General features: G+C 38.4%; 18 protein-coding genes. 8 read left to right on the top strand and 10 right to left on the bottom strand.

Translation table 11 applies throughout. The features are described 5' to 3' along the window. Positions 1-3: 3 nt before the first annotated feature. The 3 genes from AACV01_RS08980 to AACV01_RS08970 all read left to right on the top strand — a co-directional run bounded on the left by AACV01_RS08980 (position 4) and on the right by AACV01_RS08970 (position 3156). Entirely contained in the window at positions 4-909 is a 906-nt protein-coding gene (locus tag AACV01_RS08980) for a sensor domain-containing diguanylate cyclase (RefSeq protein WP_161682746.1), read from the top strand. A 173-nt stretch (positions 910-1082) separates the two neighbouring features. Then, positions 1083-2045, top strand: coding sequence for a UTP--glucose-1-phosphate uridylyltransferase GalU (gene galU, locus AACV01_RS08975; RefSeq protein ID WP_020946490.1), 963 nt, complete (start codon positions 1083-1085; stop codon positions 2043-2045). 73 nt (positions 2046-2118) lie between these two features. Next, on the top strand, positions 2119-3156 hold the full coding sequence (locus AACV01_RS08970; protein ID WP_161682744.1) for a glycosyl hydrolase family 8: 1038 nt from the start codon (positions 2119-2121) through the stop codon (positions 3154-3156). 138 nt (positions 3157-3294) lie between these two features. Here the strand turns inward: AACV01_RS08970 and AACV01_RS08965 are convergent, their stop codons facing one another. The 7 genes from AACV01_RS08965 to fdnG all read right to left on the bottom strand — a co-directional run bounded on the left by AACV01_RS08965 (position 3295) and on the right by fdnG (position 14088). Then, positions 3295-4944, bottom strand: a complete 1650-nt coding sequence (locus tag AACV01_RS08965) for an LTA synthase family protein (RefSeq protein WP_012368625.1) — start codon at positions 4942-4944, stop codon at positions 3295-3297. A gap of 108 nt (positions 4945-5052) precedes the next feature. Further along, the gene (gene selB, locus AACV01_RS08960) at positions 5053-6915 is read right to left on the bottom strand and encodes a selenocysteine-specific translation elongation factor (RefSeq protein WP_020946492.1); all 1863 of its coding nucleotides are present in this window, start codon (positions 6913-6915) and stop codon (positions 5053-5055) included. Further along, positions 6912-8303 (bottom strand): L-seryl-tRNA(Sec) selenium transferase, encoded by a 1392-nt coding sequence (gene selA, locus AACV01_RS08955; protein WP_041701446.1) that lies wholly within the window; start codon positions 8301-8303, stop codon positions 6912-6914. The genes selB and selA overlap by 4 nt, the downstream gene beginning before the upstream one ends. A gap of 15 nt (positions 8304-8318) precedes the next feature. After that, positions 8319-9239 (bottom strand): formate dehydrogenase accessory protein FdhE, encoded by a 921-nt coding sequence (fdhE, locus tag AACV01_RS08950; protein ID WP_004246539.1) that lies wholly within the window; start codon positions 9237-9239, stop codon positions 8319-8321. A 198-nt stretch (positions 9240-9437) separates the two neighbouring features. After that, entirely contained in the window at positions 9438-10094 is a 657-nt protein-coding gene (gene fdoI, locus AACV01_RS08945) for a formate dehydrogenase cytochrome b556 subunit (RefSeq protein ID WP_004246538.1), read from the bottom strand. Then, positions 10091-11029, bottom strand: a complete 939-nt coding sequence (fdxH, locus tag AACV01_RS08940) for a formate dehydrogenase subunit beta (RefSeq protein ID WP_004246537.1) — start codon at positions 11027-11029, stop codon at positions 10091-10093. Before fdxH ends, fdoI begins: the two co-directional genes overlap by 4 nt. Before the next feature lie 11 nt (positions 11030-11040). After that, a complete protein-coding gene (gene fdnG, locus AACV01_RS08935; protein ID WP_080749536.1) occupies positions 11041-14088 on the bottom strand; it encodes a formate dehydrogenase-N subunit alpha in 3048 nt (1015 codons plus the stop codon). Positions 14089-14267: 179 nt separating this feature from the next. Here fdnG and fdhD point away from each other — a divergent pair, with 179 nt between their 5' ends. After that, complete coding sequence (gene fdhD / locus AACV01_RS08930) at positions 14268-15098, top strand: formate dehydrogenase accessory sulfurtransferase FdhD (protein WP_004246534.1); 831 nt, start codon at positions 14268-14270, stop codon at positions 15096-15098. On the opposite strand, the gene AACV01_RS08925 is transcribed toward fdhD, so the two are convergent. The 3 genes from AACV01_RS08925 to umoA all read right to left on the bottom strand — a co-directional run bounded on the left by AACV01_RS08925 (position 15095) and on the right by umoA (position 17585). Continuing rightward, positions 15095-15856, bottom strand: coding sequence for a GNAT family N-acetyltransferase (locus tag AACV01_RS08925; RefSeq protein ID WP_232464478.1), 762 nt, complete (start codon positions 15854-15856; stop codon positions 15095-15097). The two genes, fdhD and AACV01_RS08925, sit on opposite strands and share 4 nt — an antisense overlap. A 19-nt stretch (positions 15857-15875) precedes the next feature. Continuing rightward, positions 15876-16751, bottom strand: a complete 876-nt coding sequence (locus AACV01_RS08920; RefSeq protein ID WP_161682742.1) for an ATP-grasp fold amidoligase family protein — start codon at positions 16749-16751, stop codon at positions 15876-15878. A 291-nt stretch (positions 16752-17042) separates the two neighbouring features. After that, entirely contained in the window at positions 17043-17585 is a 543-nt protein-coding gene (umoA, locus tag AACV01_RS08915) for a flagellar biogenesis regulator UmoA (protein ID WP_004246526.1), read from the bottom strand. Positions 17586-17799: 214 nt separating this feature from the next. Here umoA and AACV01_RS08910 point away from each other — a divergent pair, with 214 nt between their 5' ends. The 4 genes from AACV01_RS08910 (at position 17800) to AACV01_RS08895 (ending at position 22525) form a co-directional block, all read left to right on the top strand. Next, positions 17800-18771, top strand: a complete 972-nt coding sequence (locus AACV01_RS08910; protein ID WP_004249780.1) for a nitrilase family protein — start codon at positions 17800-17802, stop codon at positions 18769-18771. A gap of 124 nt (positions 18772-18895) precedes the next feature. Further along, positions 18896-19783, top strand: a complete 888-nt coding sequence (locus AACV01_RS08905) for a LysR family transcriptional regulator (protein ID WP_004249779.1) — start codon at positions 18896-18898, stop codon at positions 19781-19783. Between the two features lie 414 nt (positions 19784-20197). After that, a complete protein-coding gene (locus AACV01_RS08900) occupies positions 20198-20998 on the top strand; it encodes a Slam-dependent surface lipoprotein (RefSeq protein WP_161682740.1) in 801 nt (266 codons plus the stop codon). 174 nt (positions 20999-21172) lie between these two features. After that, positions 21173-22525, top strand: coding sequence for a surface lipoprotein assembly modifier (locus AACV01_RS08895; RefSeq protein ID WP_012368632.1), 1353 nt, complete (start codon positions 21173-21175; stop codon positions 22523-22525). Positions 22526-22534: the final 9 nt, after the last annotated feature.

Here is a 22534-nt window from a genome sequence, read left to right as displayed (position 1 = left end):
AAAATGAGTGAATTAGTAATTAATAATAATATTGTTAATGACTTATTAATAAAGCAATTTACTAATTATGTATTTATGATGATAGTAACAGATATAAAAGGTAATATTATCTACGCTAATAAAAAATACTGCCAATTTAATAATATTGATTTTGAAAGTATAAAAAATAAAAGATATAACTTATTTTATTTAGTTGATGAAAATCAAGATGTGTTTTCTAACATTAGTGATAATAAAGAGGTAATAAGATTAGAAGCAAAACACCTAAATAAAAATAAACAAGAAGTATGGGAAGATATTAATATTGTTCCAATTTTTGATAAAAATAATCTAATTTCTCATTATGCATTTTTAAGTTTAGATATCACGGATAAAGTAAAGTTAAGAAATGATTTATTAAATAAAAGCTATATTGACTCTTTAACTGGAATGGCTAACCGTCTAAGTATTATTGAGAAAATTGAACAGGAGCGATTAAATATCGCGACACCTTCATCTTTTTGTCTTGGGATTATTGATTGTGATAAATTCAAAACGATTAATGATCAATATGGCCATGCTATTGGTGATCATGTTTTATGTGAGATAGCGCAGCGTTTATTAGCCTTAGAACGCCAGCAGGTTTACTGTGGGCGACTTGGTGGCGATGAATTTGCGGTACTTTTCCCTGCTGGATTACGTTCTTGCTCTTTATTGTTATTGGAGATCATCGAATCGCTATGGCGAGGGATGGAAAAACCGATAAAAATCAATAAAGAAAAAACAATCGTTCCTTCTATTAGCTTAGGTATTGCTGAATACCCTAAGGATGGCAAGACATTATCTGAACTATTAAAGTCAGCAGATAAACAGCTTTATGCAATAAAAGAGAAAGGAGGAAATAAATACGGTTTTTATTCAGAGTATTAAATAACACTATATTTCAAATAAAAGTCATTATTAATAAATAAAAATCTCCTTATCTGGAGAGGGATACTTATATTTTAAATAGAGAGTTTTTTAGAAAAGAAAATAAAAGAAAATTATTTTCAATTAACAACAATGTATTGTTTTTATATAAATAATTATTTGAGGAGTATATTATGATGAAAGCTGTTATTCCTGTCGCTGGATTAGGCACACGTATGTTACCTGCAACTAAATCCATTCCAAAAGAAATGTTACCGATAGTTGATCGTCCTTTAATTCAATATATTGTTGAAGAGTGTGCACAAGCGGGCGTTGAAGAAATTATTTTAGTGACACATTCATCTAAAAACTCAATTGCTGATCATTTTGATACCAGCTTTGAATTAGAGAATATGTTAGAGCAACGAATAAAAAATAAATTATTAAAAGAAGTTCGCTCTATTTGTCCTGAAAATGTAAAAATTATTCAAATTCGCCAAGGGCAAGCATTAGGATTAGGGCATGCCATTTGTTGTGCTCACCCTGTCATTGGTGATAATCCTTTTATTGTATTACTCCCCGATGTGCTATTAAATTCTCACTACTGTGATCCTTGCCATGATAACTTATCTGCCATGATCAAACGCTTCCAAAAAACAGAGCGTAGCCAAATTATGGTTGAACCTGTCGCACTCACTCAAGTACATCAATATGGAATTGTTGATTGCCAAGGTGTTTTTTGTCCACAAGGTAACTGGGCGCCTATTCGTCGTATTGTGGAAAAACCTAATCCAGAACAAGCACCTTCTAATCTTTCTGTGGTGGGGCGCTATGTTTTCTCTGCAGAAATCTGGCCGTTACTCGATGGGTTGCCTGCGGGGGTTGGCGGCGAAATCCAATTAACGGATGCTATTGATCTCTTATTGAGAAAAGAGGTTGCCGAAGCTTACACCTTAGTTGGCAAATCTCATGATTGTGGTAATAAACTCGGTTATATGAAAGCCTTTGTTGAGTATGGTTTACATAATAGCGAACTGAAAGAAGAGTTCGCTCATTGGATACAAGAGTTATATGCAAAAGATGTATTATCCCAAACTATGGCCAATAATCGCCCAACACTAAAAGAAGTCGATAACAGTGTGATGACAATTTTTTGAGGCTATTTTGCAATAATCAGTAGTATGCCGACCGAGTTCATTTAGCGGTCGGCAAAAGAAGGAGAAAGAGACAATGTCCATAAGACAGTTATCTCGATTGACTCATCGACTTGGTATTTTGCTAACACTAAGTGTGATGTTAATGATATCCCCAATCACACAAGCGACAGAAACCCAAGCAGGATGGCAACAATTTAAAGCGCGTTACATTACTCCCGAGGGGCGTGTCATTGACAGTGCTAATCAAAATATTTCACACTCAGAAGGTCAAGGATATGGCATGTTAATGGCGGTTATGAGTGACGATCGCCAAACCTTTGCACAATTATGGCACTGGACGGCAATGTCGCTGTATCGTGGTGATCTTGGCTTATTTAAATGGCGTTATGAACCCGAAAATAATCAACATACACCCGATCCTAATAATGCAACAGATGGTGATATTTTAATTGCTTGGGCATTATTAAAGGCTGGGGAAAAATGGCATGATGAAAGCTATCTTTCAGCATCAGATTCTATTCAGCATGCGATCCTTGAACACACTTTAGTGAAGACAGAAAACTACAGTGTACTCTTACCGGGAATTAATGGTTTTAAAACTCCCGAAGAAATTATCATTAACCCCTCCTATTTTATCTTTCCGGCATGGAAAGATTTCTATCGAGTTAGTCATGATAGTCGCTGGAAAAATTTAATTAACGATAGCCAATCCTTATTAAGAAAAATGCGTTTTGGTAAATATAAATTACCAAGTGATTGGGTAAGTTTATACCCTGATGGTCATCTTGCCCCGAGTGAAAAATGGCCAGCACGATTTAGTTTTGATGCTATTCGCATTCCTCTTTATTTAGCATGGGCACAAGATAAACTCGCATTACAACCTTTTGTGAATTATTGGCAACAATTTGATCGTGATAAGACGCCTGCGTGGATCAGTATTGATGGTAAAGAGCGCGCCGATTATAACTTAACGCCAGGTATGATGGCGGTAAGAGATCTGACAATGAAAACAGCAATTGAAAATGTTGATTTAACTAAGGATACGGATTATTACTCTTCAGCCTTACATTTATTAGCCGCCTTTGCGCAGAATAATCACAATGACTATTAGTTAGCCTCGGTGGATATAGCCATTAAAATAAAAAGAGGCCAGTTATTAGCCTCTTTTTTGTTCGATATCAGGACGAGTCAATAATCGTGTTGTTACTGATTAGTAATCCCGATCACCTTTTATCAGTAAATTTGAAAATTAATTATCTTTGCCACCGGCAACGTTTAATTTGTCATAAATATAGTTCTTATAACTATTAACTAATTTTTCATCCTCACAATCATTTAATTTGCCTTGGCATAAATGACGCATTTGAATATTGGCTTTATAGTAAGGTGATAAAGGTAAACGAGCGCGCTCTAACAACATTCCCCCTAAAAAATTAATATCCGTTAATTCTCCAGTAGAAAGGGTTGCACCTTGCGTTAAATTATCCCTTAAGGTGAATTGAGTAATATGTGCTGGATCACTAAAAGGTGATTGATAATTTTTTAGGTCAATATTAGGTTGATGATCACCAAAATAAAGAAACAGGGTGGGGCGCTCTCTATTTGCGACAAAGTGAGAAAAATCTTCAATAGCCGGATCACTGGCAATAATTTTTTCCATATAGTGGCTAAATTTACCCGGTGCATCAGGGCTTTCTGTTTGGCCAGCTAATTGATAATCATCACTATGTGAGCCTTTATAAGGGCCATGCTCATACATAGTTAAAGAAAAGATAAATAATGGCTTATCTGTATGTGTTTTTAAGATTTCTTTTAGATAATTAATCATATCTTGGGTAGGGATAGTCCATAAATTCTCTTCTAAACTCCCCGGATAACCCAATTCTTGTGGCTGGATAATCTCATCTACCCCTAATTTTTCATAAGCATATCCCGCGTGATAGGCGTTACGATTAAAGGGAGTGAGCAGTACGGTGTAATACCCTTGAGATTTGAGTTGGCGGAATAAACTTTCATTGAGTTTATCAACCACAAAATAGAACACAGAGTTTTTACGCGCACCAAAATCATCGGTATTTAGACCAGTTAATACTGAGAACTCAGAAAGCCAAGTTCCTCCACCAAAGGTTTGTACTCGTAATGGGCTTTGGGCACTGACACCTTCATCTTTTTTAAACATAAAAAGATCGGGCAAATCCACGTTTTTATCAAATTGGTAAATGCTTGGGTTTACGGTAGATTCTTGTAGTAATACAACAATATCGGGTTTTACCTCGGTTTGTGTTTCCGGTAAGACCACACGGTTGGCTTGCTCGATAAAGTAGTCTGCACTTTGTGCATAGTAAGGGGGATGATAAGCCGTTTGATAACCCGACATAATTAAATTAGTCACAGTTCCTCGACCACCGGGAAGCGTACCTTCCCACTCCGATTGCCATTTATTCACTGTAAAATGAATAGTTGTAAGGCCAATAATAATGAGCAATAAGCTACTTAGGCGTGTAGCAATAGGTGATTTACGGGAGAAACGCCACGCGGTAACCATATTAATGATTAGCCAAATAGCCATGGCAATAATCGCGACACCGGCTTCCCAATACTGCGTTAAGGTGCCTAAATTTGAGCTATCAAAAGCAAGGTTAAAATCTGAAAATAGCAGTGACTCTTTATAATAGTGGACTTTAAGCTGATTGATAAACTTGATAATGATAAAGAGTGTCCCTGTTGTGATTGCCGAGAATAGCGCGCGGGACGATAAAACAAAACACAGCGTAAAAATAATAAAATAAACACTGACAGACAGTAGTGCGGTATAAATTAGAGAAGCTTTCTCAAAGACAATAAATAATGAAGCAATAAGAACAAGCGCAAGATATATACGCCCTGATAATTTTTTCATATCTCTTCCGAGCATAGTGATTAAAAGTTTATTGATAAAGACAAGCGAAGAATACCTTAATTGGCTGAATGCTCATATCCAGCCAATCATAAAGAGTAACCAGTTAAGTTAGAATAACCCTTTATCTCGTAAGATATGAAGATCTTTTTTACGTCGAGTGAACCCTGTTCGGTCAAAATACTCAAGAATTTGTACGGCAAGTTTGCGACCTACGGCCAGTTCATCACGAAAATCGGCTGCGGTTACACTGCCGTTAGTTTCGTTATATTTTACGATGATAGCGGCAAATTTTTCTATCGAATCATGAGTATAATAGCGATCGGCAATAATGGGGATAATAAGACCTAGTTGAGCAGCTTTGCGTAATAAGCCTCGTATGACTTTTTCATCATTTTTCATTTCATGGGCGAGATCACGAACCCACCAAGGCTCTGATTGTTGAAAATAGTTTTTGGCAATCTGCCATAGTGCCTCTTGCTCTGCTGTGAAAGCTAACCCATGTGTTGGTAGATGTAGCCAGCCTCGAGTTTGCTTAATAGCACCTTCTTGGCGTAACTGATCAATTAAGTGATAAACCAGCTCATCGTGATAAGTGGGAAGAGCCATACGTTTTAAACGGGAACGGCCCACACCCATTTGATCGTTATGTTGCTGGTGATATTCTTCTAGTGTGCGTAATAGCTTTGCTTTGGCCTGTTCGGCATTGGCTTTCGAAATGACGACGCCGGAAATAGAAATAACATCAAAGGTGGTTAATAGCGTATCAAGTGCAGTTTCCGTCAGTTGCTGTGCCCAAGCAAATTGCGTCAATAACAATTCACCTTTGGGTAAATAGAGTGCGAGGTTATCACTCACCGTGTTGGCTTTATCAAGTGCACTTAGCCAAGATAAAAATTCAGCTTGTCGTTTACCCCGACGAGGAGAGTGTAAGCAGAGCACTTTGGCCGCCGCTAAAGTTCGTTGTGCACTGATATCGCGTAAAATCAGTCTATCGTTATCCACCAGCCACAAGGGTTCATCAAGAATAAGCTCTGCTAATAGCGGTGTTTCATCTGTATTATTTAAAAGTGCAATACGTCCTGTAATATGACGTGTACCATGATGAATATGAACCGGTTGCCAATGTTTAATAGGTTCATCAGCTGTTAGACTGACTAATATTTTGTGTGAAGGATAAAGTGGTGCTTGTGATAGTAACCAATCACCACGAGAAACCGTTTCTTTACTGACATCACCACTAATATTTATCGCAATGCGCATACCTGCACCAGCTTGTTCTACTGGCTGATTTTGCGCATGTAATGCCCTAATTCTTACCGGTTTATCTGCACCGGTTAGCCAAAAAGTATCACCTAGTGCAATTTGCCCGGCAAGTGCAGTACCTGTGACCACCAAACCCGCACCTTTAATACTAAATACACGATCAATTGCTAAGCGAAAACGCTTATGCCATTGAGGGTGTTGTTGCTCTTGCTGATGTAGAGTAACTAAATAGTCCCGTAATGGCGCGATACCCGCGCCAGTTGAGGCTGAAGTGACAAAGATTTGTGGTGCTGACCAACCTAGATTAAGTAAGTGTGTAGTTATCTGCTGTTTAACTTCATCAATACGTGGTGGCTCTACACGATCTGCTTTGGTGAGGATCACCGTGATGTTAGGACAACCGGCAAGACGTAAGATAGCTGTATGTTCAATAGTTTGTGCCATCACACCGTCATCACAAGCGACAATTAATAAGGCGTGAGAAATTCCCCCAATACCGGCCAACATATTAGAAAGAAACTTTTCATGACCGGGGACATCGACAAAACCAATGACTGATCCATCGGTTTGTGGCCAATAGGCATAACCTAAATCGATGGTCATACCGCGTTTTTTTTCTTCAGGTAAGTGAGTTGTATCTACACCGGTGATCGCTTGTATTAATGTTGTTTTTCCGTGGTCTACGTGACCGGCTGTCGCAAAAATCATAGTGATAGAGCCTGTATTAATGCATTTTCATCCTCAAGACAACGTAGGTCGAGCCATAAGCGACCATCCGTAATACGGCCGATAATAGGTTTTTCTAGGTTACGCCAATGTGCCGCAAGGGCATCTAATTGACTTCCTTTCCCATCTTTGGCAGCAAAGGTAAGGGCTGCACTGGGTAAGCTTTCAATCGGTAATGAGCCACTTCCTATTTGCGAAGCACATGAGGATATTGTGATATGGTAGTTATCGCCATAATATGCCTGAAAATGAGGAAGTAACCGTTGCGCCATATCATGAATTTCGGTTTGTGTACGAGTGAGTAAACGTAATGTCGGGATATCCTTGATCATTTTTTCAGGTTGTTGATAAAGTCTTAAGGTGGCATCTAATGCTGCCAATGTCATTTTATCGACACGTAACGCTCGTTTTAGAGGGTGATGTTGGATGGCTTCTATCCACGCTTTTTTACCTAAAATAATTCCTGCCTGTGGGCCACCTAATAGTTTATCTCCTGAAAAAGTGACTAAATCTATACCCTGTTGCAAATAGTCCTGTGGCATCGGCTCGCTAGGTAAACCCAGTGCAGCCAAATTGGTCATAGAGCCACTGCCTAAGTCTATGGCGGTGGGTAAATTCATCTCTTTACCCAGCGCCGCAAGTTGTGCACCTTCAACTTCAGCGGTAAAGCCTTGAATGCTGTAGTTGCTGGTATGAACTTTCATTAGCAACCCAGTATTTTCGTTAATCGCGTTACGGTAATCTTTTAGATGGGTACGGTTAGTGGTTCCCACCTCTTTTAAACGACATCCCGCTTGGCACATCACATCAGGAATACGAAAAGCACCGCCGATTTCAACTAATTCGCCACGAGAAACAACCACTTCTTTATCTGGTGCGACGGTGGCCAGCATTAATAAAACGGCAGCGGCATTATTATTAACAATACAAGCATCTTCGGCGCCCGTTAATTCACATAACAGATCGGCAATGGCTCGATCACGATGTCCTCGAGAAGCACCATCAAGGGAGTATTCTAATGTTGCCGGAGAGCGCATGACTTGGCTTACCGCTTCAATCGCTGACTCAGCCATTAACGCTCGACCTAAATTGGTGTGCAATACAGTACCTGTTAAATTAAAAACCGGTTTAATGGCGGCTTTTCGTTGTAATGCAATACGATTTTTTAATTCTTCCGCCCAATTATCATGCCATTGCGGTAACTGATTATTTTGTCGAATAATGATACGCGCTTCTTCTTGTAGTTTGCGTAAATGTTCAACGATAAAGGTCTGCCCATAACCATCAACTAAAGCTTGAATGTCGGCCTGATGGAGCAAACTGTCTATCGATGACAGTTGACTGTAAAGTGAACGCGTATCATGTGTCATGTTAATACCTAATTATTATTCATTGGGGAATAGAAGGGGGTTAATACTACTGCGTGCAAAACCTTCTTCTTCCATTTTTGCATCAAGAATAAGGGAGGCTAAATCGTCAGCCACAGCATCGACGTTAGCATCTTTTTCTTGATATAAAATTTTTAAATAACTACCACAATCGCCACAGCTTTCTGCTTTGACTGGCGCATTTTCACTATCAAGAGACCAGTAGTTTAATTTGCCCGTTAATTCACAATTAGTACATTTTATACGTACCACGTGCCATTCGGTTTCACATAAATTACAGTGTAAATAACGCAGTCCTTGAGTGGTGCCAATTTGTACCATACTCGATACAGGCATACTGTTACAAACGGGGCAAAATTGGCGATTTTCACCATATTCTGTTTTTGCTTTACCGGGAATGTTTGCCGCCAGTTGCGCCCAGTAAAGTGATAATGCCGCCCAAATAAACACTGATTTATCAGCGGAAACTTTTGAGTATTCATCGTTTAATAGTGCTGTTGCCATCTCTTCTAATTCGGTTTCAGAGGCTTTAGAGAGATTTTCTAAGGCAATTTTAGCACTTTCAGGTACAACGGATTGTAATTCCGCAATGATTGAGGCGAGTAGTGCATGCCAATGCTTACTACGCTTAAAGGTCTTTTTATCTAACGGCGCTATACCCGTTTGTTGAGAAAGTAATGGGGTTAAATCTAATTCAAGCGGGTTATCATGTAATGCTTTTTCTTGTGCTAAGGCAATTTCGGCAGCAAATTCAAGATAATCAGCGAAAGGATTGTCTTTGGCTAATGCTTGAAAACGTTCAGCACGACGTTGGTAGAGGTTTTTTAAATTAGGGAATAACACCGGTGGAATAAAGCTGATGCTTTTTTCTGATGGCTCTTTACCTAATTGCTCTTTAGGAACGATGCGAATACTCATAACGTTCTATCTTCCTTCATAGTGTATTACCTACAAATATTGGCATCAGAATAATGCAAATTTTTACTTGAAGCCATGACAGCAGGTAAGGATATAGTCAATTTCTTGTTTATTTACGCTTGAAGATGATCGGGTAAATAAAATAAAAACGGAGGCAACAGTCAGCCTCCGTTTGTTCAGCAAATTAGCGTTAGTGCATTATTTCTGTGACTGCTTTTCGGCTTCTTTTTTCTCTTCTTCCAGTACTTCACGATACCAGCGAGGATGGTGTTTTTTCGCCCAACCGCGAGTCACCCAACCTTCAACCATGCTACGAATTGAGCCTTTTACCCAAAACGCTGCATAAGCGTGAACGATAACGGTAATAATTAGTAAGATTGCGGCAAATGAGTGCACCAGCAATGCAATACGAATCACCGGGATGGAGAAATATTCAGCAAAATAAGGACGCCAGATGATGATGCCACTGACCGTCAGCAGGATCAAACTGATAGATAATGCCCAGTAAATGCCTTTCTGACCTAAGTTATAGTGACCAATATCACCCGCTTCTTCATTTTTTAGCACTTTATGAATATTTTTAGCCCAAACTAAGTCATCTTTATCAATAAAGTTGTACTTCAGGTATCTGAAGAACATAAAGATAAACAAAATGGCCATCGCACTCCCCACAAATGGGTGAAGTAAACGTGACAGTTGAGGCGTACCTAAAATGTTCATAAACCAGTTCAGAGATGGGAAGAAGAAACCCAAACCACTGATGGCTGTGAATAGAAATACAATCACAACAACCCAGTGATTAATTCGCTCTGATGCGGTATGGCGAAGAATTTTATCACCTTTCTTCTTCATCATTTTTGCTCCTCCTTATTCACAGAGGTCTGTGTTTTAGAAGATGCTTCCATCTCTTTTTGTGCCGCTTCTTCATCTTCTTCGGTGGTGCGGTTAGGGCCAACACCTAAGTAGTGGAAGATAGCACCTGCAAATGTAGCAGCAAAACCAACCGCCGCTAATGGTTTCCAAATACCTTTCCAGAATTTAACCGTAGAGCTAATTTCTGGGTTTTCTGGTAAACCATGGTACAGGTTGGGTTTATCCGCGTGATGAAGCACGTACATAACGTGTGTGCCACCAACGCCTTGTGGATCGTATAGTCCAGCGTTGTCATAGCCACGAGTTTGTAACTCTGTAACACGTTCATTGGCAAGATTAATCATCGACTCTTTTGAGCCAAAATGGATAGCACCAGTCGGACAGGTTTTAACACAAGCCGGCTCTTGACCCACTTCAACACGGTCTACACACAAGGTGCATTTATAAGCACGGTTATCTTCTTCATTAATACGCGGTACGTTAAAAGGACAACCAGCAATACAGTAACCACATCCGATACAGTGCTCAGATTGGAAGTCCACAATACCGTTAGCATATTGAATGATAGCGCCTTCCGCAGGACATGCTTTTAAACAGCCCGGATCAGCACAATGCATACAACCATCTTTACGGATCAACCATTCCAATTTGCCATTCTCTTCAACTTCAGAGAAACGCATCACTGTCCATGATTTAGCCGTTAAGTCCGTTGGGTTGTCATAAACACCGACGTTAGTACCAATTTTATCGCGGATATCGTTCCATTCAGAACAAGCAACCTGACAGGCTTTACAACCAATACAGGTGGTAACGTCAATAAGTTTTGCCACTTCTTCCTTGTAATCCCGCACTTGTGGTGCGGGAGTAAGGGAATTGGTGGCAGAGCGACGAATAATGTCTTGTGATTGCAGTGACATAATTTATCTCCTTACACCTTTTCCACATTAACAAGGAACGCTTTAAATTCTGGCGTTTGTGTATTTGCATCACCGACGAATGGCGTTAGGGTATTAGCAATAAAGCCTTTAACCGCAACCCCTTCAAAACCCCAGTGGATCGGAATACCAATGGTATCCACTTTGCGACCATCAACATCAAGTGTTCTAATACGTTTGGTCACTACAGCTTTTGCTTTAATGTAACCACGTTTGGAACTGACTTTAACGGTGTCACCTTGAGAAATACCTTTTTCTGCCGCTAATCGTTCACCGATTTCGATAAATTGTTGAGGCTGAATAATGGCATTTAACAGCGCATGTTTCGTCCAGAAGTGGAAATGCTCAGTCAGACGGTAAGTCGTACCTACATATGGGAACTCTTCTGCTTTACCCATCTCTTTCCAGTCATCTTTAAACACACGTGCTGCTGGATTTGAAACAACATTTGGATGCAGTGGGTTGGTACCTAATGGGGTTTCAATTGGCTCATAGTGTTCAGGGAATGGACCTTCTGCCATCTTGTCGATAGCGAATAAACGCCCCATACCTTCAGGTTGCATAATAAATGGACCAACATCAGAGCCAGGTGCGGCATTGCTATAGTCAGGTACATCAATACCTGTCCATTTGCTACCATCCCATTCGATTAACTTGCGTTTTGGATCCCATGGTTGACCTTGTGGATCTGCTGATGCACGGTTGTAAATAATGCGACGGTTTAAAGGCCATGCCCACGCCCAACCTAATGTGTTACCCAAACCTGATGGGTCTGAGTTATCACGGTTAGCCATTTGGTTGCCTTTTTCTGTCCAGCTACCCGCGAAGATCCAACAGCCACTTGCCGTTGTACCATCATCACGTAACTGAGCAAATGAGCTTAGTTGCTGACCTTTTTTCAAAATGATATTGCCATCAGCGTCTTTTAAGTCGACAAGGGCTTTACCATTGCTCTCTTGAGCCACTTCTTCAGATGTTGGATTATTAGGATCAAAGTAATCCCAAGTCATATTCAACACCTGCTCAGGCATTGCGCCACCTTCTTCTTTATAAAGTTGGCGTAAACGATGGAAAATACCTGAGAGAATTTCACCATCAGGCAGTGCAATTCCTGGGGCATCAGCACCTTTCCAGTGCCATTGTAACCAGCGTCCTGAGTTAACAATAGAGCCGTTCTCTTCAGCAAAACAGGTCGTAGGTAGACGGAAAACTTCAGTTTGGATATCTGCTGTTTTCACATCATTCTCTTCACCGTGGTTTTGCCAGAAACAAGATGTTTCTGTATTTAACGGATCCATGGTGATAAGGAATTTCAGTTTTGATAATGAACGGATCACTTTGTTCTTATTCGGGAATGAAGCTACAGGGTTAAAGCCTTGGCAGATATAGCCATTGACTTCACCTTTATCCATCATTTCGAAATATTGCAGAACGTCGTATGGTTTATCCCATTTAGGTAATAGTGAGAATCCCCAATCGTTATCACGTTGAGCATGATCACCATAAAATGTCTTCATCATACTGACGAAGAATTTAGGATAGTTACCCCAGTAGTTAACCTGCCCTTGGACGGTCGGTTTTGGCGTATTAGCTGCTAAATAGGTTTCTAACGATGTTTGCTTTTCAGAAGGCAAGGTTAGGTAACCCGGTAAGCTTTGTGATAGCAGACCAAGATCTGTTAAGCCTTGAATATTAGAGTGACCACGTAGAGCATTAACACCGCCACCTGCCATACCCATATTACCTAACAGTAATTGGATCATCGCCATAGTACGAATGTTTTGTGCACCAACAGTGTGTTGAGTCCAGCCTAATGCATACAGGAAAGAGGCTGTTTTATCTTTCGCTGCTGTTTCAGCAATATATTCACAGACTTTTAAGAAATCTTCTTTTGGTGTACCGCAAATCTGAGTGACCACATCAGGTGTGTAGCGACTAACGTGTTCTTTTAATAGATTCCAGACACAACGAGGATGTTGAAGCGTGGTGTCGCGTTTAGCGAAACCATTTTCATCCATCTCGTAATTCCAAGTGGTTTTATCATATTGACGTTTTTCAGGATCGTAACCACTAAAGAGACCATCATCAAAATGGTAATCTTCGCGCACAATCAAGCTGGCATTGGTATAAGCCTCAACGTACTCTTTTTGATATTTTTTATTTTCGAGCAGATATAAGATAACCCCCGATAAGAAGGTGATATCTGTACCTGAACGAATAGGCGTATAGAAATCCGCAACAGACGCAGTACGTGTGAAGCGAGGATCAATCACAATTAACTTGGCTTTATTATGGATTTTAGCTTCCATTGCCCAGCGGAAACCGACAGGGTGTGCTTCAGCCGCATTACCGCCCATAACGACGATAAGGTTGGCATTTTTCATATCAACCCAGTGGTTGGTCATCGCACCGCGACCAAATGTTGGAGCAAGACTTGCTACCGTTGGTCCGTGTCAGACACGCGCTTGGTTGTCGACAGCCAGCATCCCAAGTGCTCTTGAGAATTTCTGGGTCAAAAAGCCTGTTTCGTTACTTGCTGCGGAGGCACAAAGCATCCCCGTTGATAACCAACGGTTTACTTCAACACCTTCTTTATTGAATTTTTCGAAGTTGGCATCGCGATCTTTTTTCATTAAGCGTGCGATGCGATCAAAGGTCTCTTCCCATGAAAGTTTTACCCATTTATCTGAGCCGGGAGCACGATATTCAGGATATTGTAAACGGCCTTTACTATGGATAAAATCAACGAGACCAGCACCTTTAGGACAAAGTGCACCACGGTTTACTGGGTGGTCAGGATCACCTTCAATATGGAATATGGTTTCTTTTGCGTTTTTCGCGCCATCGCCCAGACTATACATTAATAGTCCACAACCGACAGAACAGTACGTACAGGTATTGCGAGTTTCACGGGCACGCAGTAATTTATACTGACGTGAGCCTGCTAACGCAACAGCGGGTGCAAAACCTAAGGCAGCCGCTGTAGTACCTGCCATACCGCCAGCACAGATCTTAAAGAACTGTCTTCTGCTGACCTGCATGGGGTCTCTCCTCATCATACATTGCTTTTACTGACTCTGATTTTCTTCACGAAAACAGGAGCTGATTGTTTTTTTATTCCTATTATCCTTAATAGGATCAGGTTCATTGCCTGATAGGTAGTGTAAAATCGTTTTACCCGTATTGTTATTATGTATTAATAAAATTAGGAATTCATCTTATGGATGAAACAAAATCGACAAACTTGTTAACTAAACGTGTAATTGTTGGCATAGATCAAACAACTGTGCAACACAAAGGCTCCCTTAACCAAGCAGAGCAGGATTATATTGCACTCGAAGTTCCAGTTGCATTAGTGTACAACGGAATATCTCACGTTGTTATGATGGCAAGCCCTAAAAATTTAGAGTTATTTGCTGTCGGATTTTCCTTATCTGAAGGCATTATAGGATCTTCTAACGAAATTCGCAGTATTGAAATCGTTGAAAGTTGCCATGGTGGCACAGAAGTACAAATTGAATTATCAAGTCGGCGCTTTATGCAATTGAAAGAGCGACGTCGTAGTATGGCGGGACGCACCGGATGTGGTATTTGTGGTACAGAACAATTAGCAGAAATTTTTCGCCCTATAGCGCCATTACCTTTTACACAAACATTTTCACTCTCTTTGCTTGATAACGCACTTGAGCAACTAAAAACCGTACAGGAAATTGGCGAGCTAACAGGATGTACTCATGCCGCAGCTTGGCTATCTCCTGAGGGGCAATTACAAGGCGGTTGCGAAGATGTCGGGCGCCATGTAGCTCTTGATAAGTTGATTGGCTTAAAAACACAACAAAAGTGGACAGAGGGTGCAATATTAGTATCAAGTCGTGCAAGTTATGAAATGGTGCAAAAATCAGCAATGTGTGGTGCCGAAATTTTATTTGCGGTTTCCGCTGCTACCTCACTCGCCGTTGAAGTGGCGAATCAATATAATTTGACGCTGGTGGGTTTTTGTCGCCGTGGAAGAGCAACTGTTTTTACTCATCCACAACGACTCACTGATTAACGTATGCGGTGAAACATCCAAAGGTTGGGTTCCAGATAGACACCATATTGACGTTGAATATCGATATTTAACGGTGCCAGCCCCATAGGAATGGTGTAGTCACCACTGACAGGAAATCGTAATGAAGTCCATTGTTGCCATTTTTCTGTCGGTGCTTCAATTTTCATAGACTGTGGGGCAATTTTGATCGTGGTGGCACCTAAGCGCCAATGTGTACGTATCCAAGGATCAAAGGGCTCATCATTATCGTTTTTCCATTGGCAATATTCAGCAAAAGAGTGCAATGGATAACAATGTTTTAATGTAGGGCGTACAGGTACAGCAACACCGAGGTAACCTTGTTTTTTTGCATGCTCCTTTAAGGTATTAATTAAGCGTTGAGCAATACCTTTCCCCCGATAATGATGATCGATAGTAACCGACAAAGCAGAAATAAGATGGCAAGGTAATTGTTGTTCTTCAGCCTCCATGCCTAGCTGAAAAACACGATCCCAACCTTCATCCGGTAAATCGTTGAGAGAGTTGGTTTGCCAAGGTAACGCAATGGAGTTAATTACACCGATAACCTTTTCTTCTGTTTGCGTTTTTAATACCGCCATAAATTGGTAATGGGAAAAAGGCACATCATATAAGCGTTCCCAATAGCTATCATCAACAGAAGTTCCCATCATAAAAGCAGGCCAATGGTTGGCTATCATGGCTTCTGCTTTATCTAACAAATCGCTGCGATGGTAAAAATCGGTGATAAATATATTCATGATATACATATACCTTTTGTTAAGAAGCAATAGGTGTCCATAGTTCACCTAATTTATAGTCCCACTCTTTTGGTTTAATGGGAATGCGCCCCGCATTGGGGGTAAAGGTCATTTCACTAAACAGTAGTGTGGTTTCTGACATTAAAAAATCGACCCGACAATAGGCAAAATCGTTAGCTAATTTGTTGGCTAATGTGAGCATATTGTCAAATTGTAGCGGTTTTTCAATATATTCTGGGGTATTGGGATCTTCTAGAGTAAAAGGCTGTAATTGCCATTGTGTATCATAAACATTGATATACTCGCATCCCTTTGTATCCGAAATATCAATTTCCGCATAATGAGGCTGACCATGAAAACAGTGAATACGGCATGTGGTTGGGATCATCGGACATTGAGTATCAAAGAGGTCGATATACTCTTCACAGATAATTTGCGCACTAATATTTTTATAATGCCATTCACGAGTAACGTGGTAGAGATTTCTCTTTAAATGAAAATTAAGTTTCTTTTTTGCCATCTCCAAATCAAATTGAGATTTATCAAGGCAAATAATAGTACTGCCACTGTCATGATTACATTTTAATACGAAACGGTTAGGTAGTGTATTAAGTTCGATTTCATTTGGATGGCGATAAGTATTAAGGATTTTGACCAGATATTTTTCGCCTATCTTTTCTTTTACATACTCCCTGACACTGATTTTATCTGCTAAGCGTGTATAGATAGGATCTCTATCAAATAACATACGTGCATTGATTTTTTCATTCAATGACATGGGGTGGCGAAAATTAGGTTGATAACCTAAGTTACGAATAAATTTATTTTTTAGATAAACACGATCTGGCTGTGCGAGCGTGCGTAATTGTTTGAAATAATATTCTAAAATTTTCATATGCAACTGTTTATTTTAAATATTTAAGTAAGATAATTATAAATTTTTATTTATATAATTTTGCCTTAGGAGAAATTAATTTTTTATTAATTTAGCCTTAATGTTTTTATGTATTTATAGAAAACAAAAATACAAAAGAATACAGATATATTCTTTGTTGTATTATCATTTTTTTATATAGAATCAATGGCTTTCTAGATAAGCTTTATAGAATAAAAAAACTATTATAGAAGAGAAAGCAATATTGACATTAAGAGAGAATTAATAAAAAGATGAGAAATTAAATATATATTAATATGTAGACCAATTTGTTATATTTATAGGTCTATCCCAGCGGTTAAAACGCAATCCTTTGCCTGTCCTATTTCCATGTGTATCTAAAATCTCATAATACTCTTCAACTATTTGGCTACGACCGCGTTGCCATTCATTGGTGGTAGCAGCAGGATCGATTAAATAAATATCACCGACAACGGTATATAACTCACCTAAATAACGAACTTTACGTGTGGTGGTGGTGGAATAGTGAGAAAACATCACTTGGTAGGTTTTATAGTGTTCAGGTTGCCCATAAGGGCCATATTTCATCGCAATATAGCGAATTCCTTTAGTACCAACAGGACTCGTGCCACCTGGCGTTGGCATATCGGGTGTAATATTAAAAAGAGTATAACGTGAGCCAACCGTTGGCTGTCTTAGCGCTTGGCGATAACTATAGCTATCCATTCCTGAAGCTGTCCATGTTCTATCCACCAGACCATTTCCTGCCCAACAGTAGCAAGATAAGGCGAGTAAAGGGAATGAAAGAGGGATAAACAAGGCTCTAGCCAACATAAATACTCCTTTTTATTACTATTATGATGCCAGAAAACTAGGGTGTTATTCCGTAAAATAACGCTATAACAGCGTGCCATTTCTGATGCTTATCCCTTTCCATTCCAAAAGGTTATTAAAAACAGAAAATAATTGATTATATTTTGGACAAAAAAAACGTTTAGATAATAAAGGTGAAAAGGTGATAAATAAGACAGTGTAGAGGTAACAGTTTATGAACCCATTAACGACATTACGTGTTGCAAGCGTACAACTACAACATAAGGCTAATGATAAAGATTATAATTTAGCCAAAATACATCAGTTTATTGAGATGGCTGCCAGTGAAAAAGTGAATCTTCTAGTATTTCCTGAAATGTGTATCACGGGATACTGGCATGTCCCTAAATTACCGGCGCAACAGGTTTATGCATTAAGTGAAAAACTGGCTGATAGCGCATCATTAAAATCCATTAAACAAAAAGCACAACAGTATGCAATGGCTATTGGTGTTGGATTAATTGAACGGGATAACAATAATAATTTGTATAATACTTGGGTTGTTTGTATGCCTGATGGTTCATTACAAAAACATCGTAAATTGCATGCATTTGAACATCCGGTTATTTGTAGCGGAGATCAATACACCGTATTTGATACCCCATGGGGGATTAAAATGGGTATTTTAATTTGCTGGGATAATAATTTAGTTGAGAACGCACGGGCGACGGCGTTATTAGGGGCAGATATTTTATTGGCTCCTCATCAAACTGGCGGAACCCACTCTCGTAGTCCACACAGCATGAAACCTATTCCAATGGCGTTGTGGGAAAATCGTCAGCAAGATCCACAAGCGTTACAAGCTGCTTTTCAAGGTGAACATGGCAAAGGATGGCTAATGCGCTGGTTACCTGCTAGAGCTCACGATAATGGTATGTTTATCATCTTCAGTAATGGGGTTGGGCGTGATGAAGAAGAGGTGAGAACGGGTAATGCGATGGTTATCGATCCTTATGGACGTATTGTAAAAGAAAGCTGTGCGATAGAAGACGATATAGTCGTCACGGATATTGATTTAACGCTTTTGCCTGAATCAACAGGGAGACGCTGGTTAACGGGCAGAAGACCAGAGCTATATCAGATCCTCACCACTCGACAAGGTAATGAACAAGATCCGATTTCCGTTCGTTTTGGTAACAAGGACTAATAGAGATAATTATAAAAAGAGCATAATTATTTATCAGGCAAAAGATTAACACCTAATATTAATTTTACTAATTTATTTTATGTTAGAATAATAAAAGAAACTAATATAGGTTTGATGATAAATAATGGATACACGTTTATTAAATGCTTTTGTGGTGTTAGCTGATACAGGGCACTTTGGTGAAGCCTCCAAACAGCTTTGTATTAGCCAGCCCGCATTAACTAAACAGATTAAAACGTTGGAATCACAACTGGATATCGTGTTGTTTGAGCGTGGTCGCCATGGTGCAAAGCTCACGCAAGAAGGACAATATTTACTCAATCAAGCTCAAGTGGTATTACGGGAATCCCATATTTTAGAAAAACAAGCTCGTCAATTAGTTGAGCCACAAAAAGTCTCACTTTATGCGGGATTCGGTCTGTCATCATTAAGTTTTATTACTTCACTATTGGCGAGATTTAATCAAATTGAGCCAAATATTAGTGTCAATATTGATGATATGTCTTCTCATAAAATGGAAGAAAAATTATTAATAGGTGAACTTGATGTGGCTTTTTCTCGTTTACCCGTTATGCCCCCTTTACAAGGGATAGCGTTGACACAAGAGCAACTGATGTTAGCTATTGCAACACAACATATTACGGTGTTGGAGGCAGATTATAACCCATTACATTATTTTGATTCATTAGGGCTTATTCTACTTGCTCCAGAAAAAGGGAAAAAACTGTATCAGCAGATACATGCTTTTTTACAACAGCATAAACTAGCTCCGCGTTTATTACAGCAATCTCAAGATATTCAGACCCAATTAGCGCTAGTTGCAGCTGGGTTAGGGATAGCATTAGTGCCTAAAAGCGCGCAATTAATTTGTGATAAACAAAGAGTCACATTGTTACCTCTATCTGGGTTATACACACAATGGAAAATTGGTGTAATTTGGAATAGTAATATTAAAAATAAAGAACGTGATCTTTTTATTAAAATAATTACTGAAAAAATTGATATTAAATAAACAATTAGCTTTCTTTATTTCTTTTAATATAAATATTCTATTTCAATTTTTAGTCTCTATTAAATATTAATTAGTTTTAAAATAAATAGGAATAATCAACTGAGATCACTCTCACAAAAAATAAACATAAGTTTATAAAGGTTTTATTTAAGCTTTATGATAAAAAATAATTTAAAACATTAAGTTAAATGATTTTTGTTTTGTTAAATGTATTTAATGGGAATTAGCGTGCTTTAAAAGATCTATTTACAATAAAATAAGAATGTTTAATATCAAAGGGCAGTCAACTCAAGAAAGGTACTTGCCTTGTTTTAATATTGAGTAAGAAAGAGAGAATTAAAATATCTCTCTCATGGATAATTTATTAGTGATAATAAATTATGATCTTATGTAATAAATAATAAGGAAGTTATTATGAAAAAAATAAACATTTTTACGGGTACTCTATTTGTTTTATCTAGCATGAGTATGGCACAAGCAGAAATCCATTCTAATCAAAGTGGCCCTTTAACCACCATGAGTGTGGGGGCGAGTGATCCCGTGACTCATGGCCCTCATCAATCAGCAGGTGGGGAGCCGGGTGTTGGTATTTCTAATCTATATGGGGGTAAAAAAATTGGTTTTGCGTCATTAACACCAAATAATATGAGTGGTGGGGCGGATAGCCATGGTGTTTATACTGTCCAATCTAATCATCATCATAATAATCTTGGCGTTTTTCATTTTTCACAGGTGACTGATGCCAATGTCTATTTTGGTACTTGGGCAAAAACAGCCTCTGTTACAGATATCACTCATCAGTCTTATTATGTAGGTAAAGAGGTTACTAGTACGCTACCGACAGACAGTGCAACTTATACCGTAACAGGTATCAGTCAATATAGTGGTGATAATTTACTGTCTGGTACTTTTGATGTTGATTTTTCACAAAAGACAATTGGTGGTTCACTGGCTAATAGCCTACGTACTGTCGAGTTAGAACGTGGCAATATTTATACCGCAAATAACCAAGTAACTTTCTCTGCAGATGCAAAAGAAGATACCACATCCGGTATTGTTGAAGGGGCGTTCTTTGGTGAAAATGCTGAAACATTGGCTGGTATTGTCGTCTTCCACACCGATCATACTAAAGATATTGGTTTTGGAGGAAGCAAAAATAGTGCTGAAGTAGATACTGCAACAGATAGCGTAACAGATAGTGCAGAAGCCTCTTAACGTTAGGTTTTAAGTTCGGAGCTTAAAAACAATTTAGTCCTTTTACATACGTGGTATTAGTGGTCATTAAGCTAGTTTTTAGCAACAGATAATCAAATATACGGTTATCTGTTTTTTTTTGCCTTAAAAAACGGATTGTAAGGAATAGATCTATTGTTATTATAAGGATAAACCATGCGTTATTATCAAAGGCTAATAAAGTCATTATTTATTATTAATATCTTATTTCATTCGTCACAGGGGGCGGCAACACAACCTAATCAAGAGCAGCTTAATAAAGAGAAGGTCGCTCAATTAGGTCAACAACTGTATCACCATTTACAGCAACAGCAGTGGTATCAAGCGGAAAAACTATTAGTTAATTATCAGCAATTACCATTACACGAAACTTTATTAGTCTATTATGCTCAAGCACTATTAGCACAGAAGAATGGTAATTTCTTACAAGCTGAATTTTATTATCAGCAGCAACTTAAGCAGCAAGCAGATTTTATTCCGGCACAAACAGGTCTAATTCAGCTCTACTTTTCTCAAGGAGAATATAAAAAAGCACAATACCAGCTAAATCAATTAAGTCGTTTATCGGGATTATCACCTGCCATTAATCAAGCAATTATCTATTATCAGAAACAGCTTAACGATTATTTTAAAGCTAGGCGTTTTTATCAAATCAGTTTTTTTTATGATGATAATATTAATCATGCACCTTATCTTGATGAGCAAATTGTTTCGCAATCAACGCAAGTCATCATGACCAGAAAAGGCGCTCAACCTATAGCATCGATGGGGGTTAGTCATCTTTTTTCTTTCTATCAGCCCACTTTTATTTACGCTAATAATACCCTATCAGGCTATTTTTCAGCACGCTACCGTGATTATTTTGCATATAAACAAGCTAATTTTACACATTTATATACTCAATTAAGTTATCAGTACCAAAAAAAGGATTATCGGTGGACCTTATCTCCTTATTATGAAATAAAATCACCTAAAAAGGCGTTTGAGTATCAATCTATTGGGGTATATACCGGGCTATTTTTCTCTATTAATAAATATCATTCTATTAATTTATCTATAAATTATTATATAAAGAAATATAATAAAGAATTAATAAACTTAAATAATCATAAGCAGCTATATGCTATTAGCTATTACTATACATTAGCAGAGAATGTTCAATTAGTTAATCAATTAAACTATTATAGTAGTCGTAAAAAAAATACTTTATTAAATTATCAGCAATATGATATAAAAACGGGTGTTTATTACTTATTACCAAAAAATTGGCAAGTTTCTCTTTCTTTACAATATCAATTTAAAAGTTTTAATAATTATAATCCATTATTAAATAAGAAAAGAGAAGATAATGGCTTTGTTTTTACAACAACTATTAAAAATAAAGCACCTATTATCTGGGGGTTTTATCCAGCAATAGAATTAAGTTATACCCGTAGATTAAGCAATGTGGATTGGTTATATCAATATCAGCAGCATGAAGTCTTATTTAAATTAGAAAAACAATTTTAATTAATTTAA

Source organism: Proteus sp. G2609 (assembly GCF_963896135.1).
In the GTDB taxonomy this organism is placed as follows: domain Bacteria; phylum Pseudomonadota; class Gammaproteobacteria; order Enterobacterales; family Enterobacteriaceae; genus Proteus; species Proteus mirabilis.
Note: the sequence above shows the minus strand (reverse complement) of the source record. Positions and strands in the feature narration are given on the sequence as shown.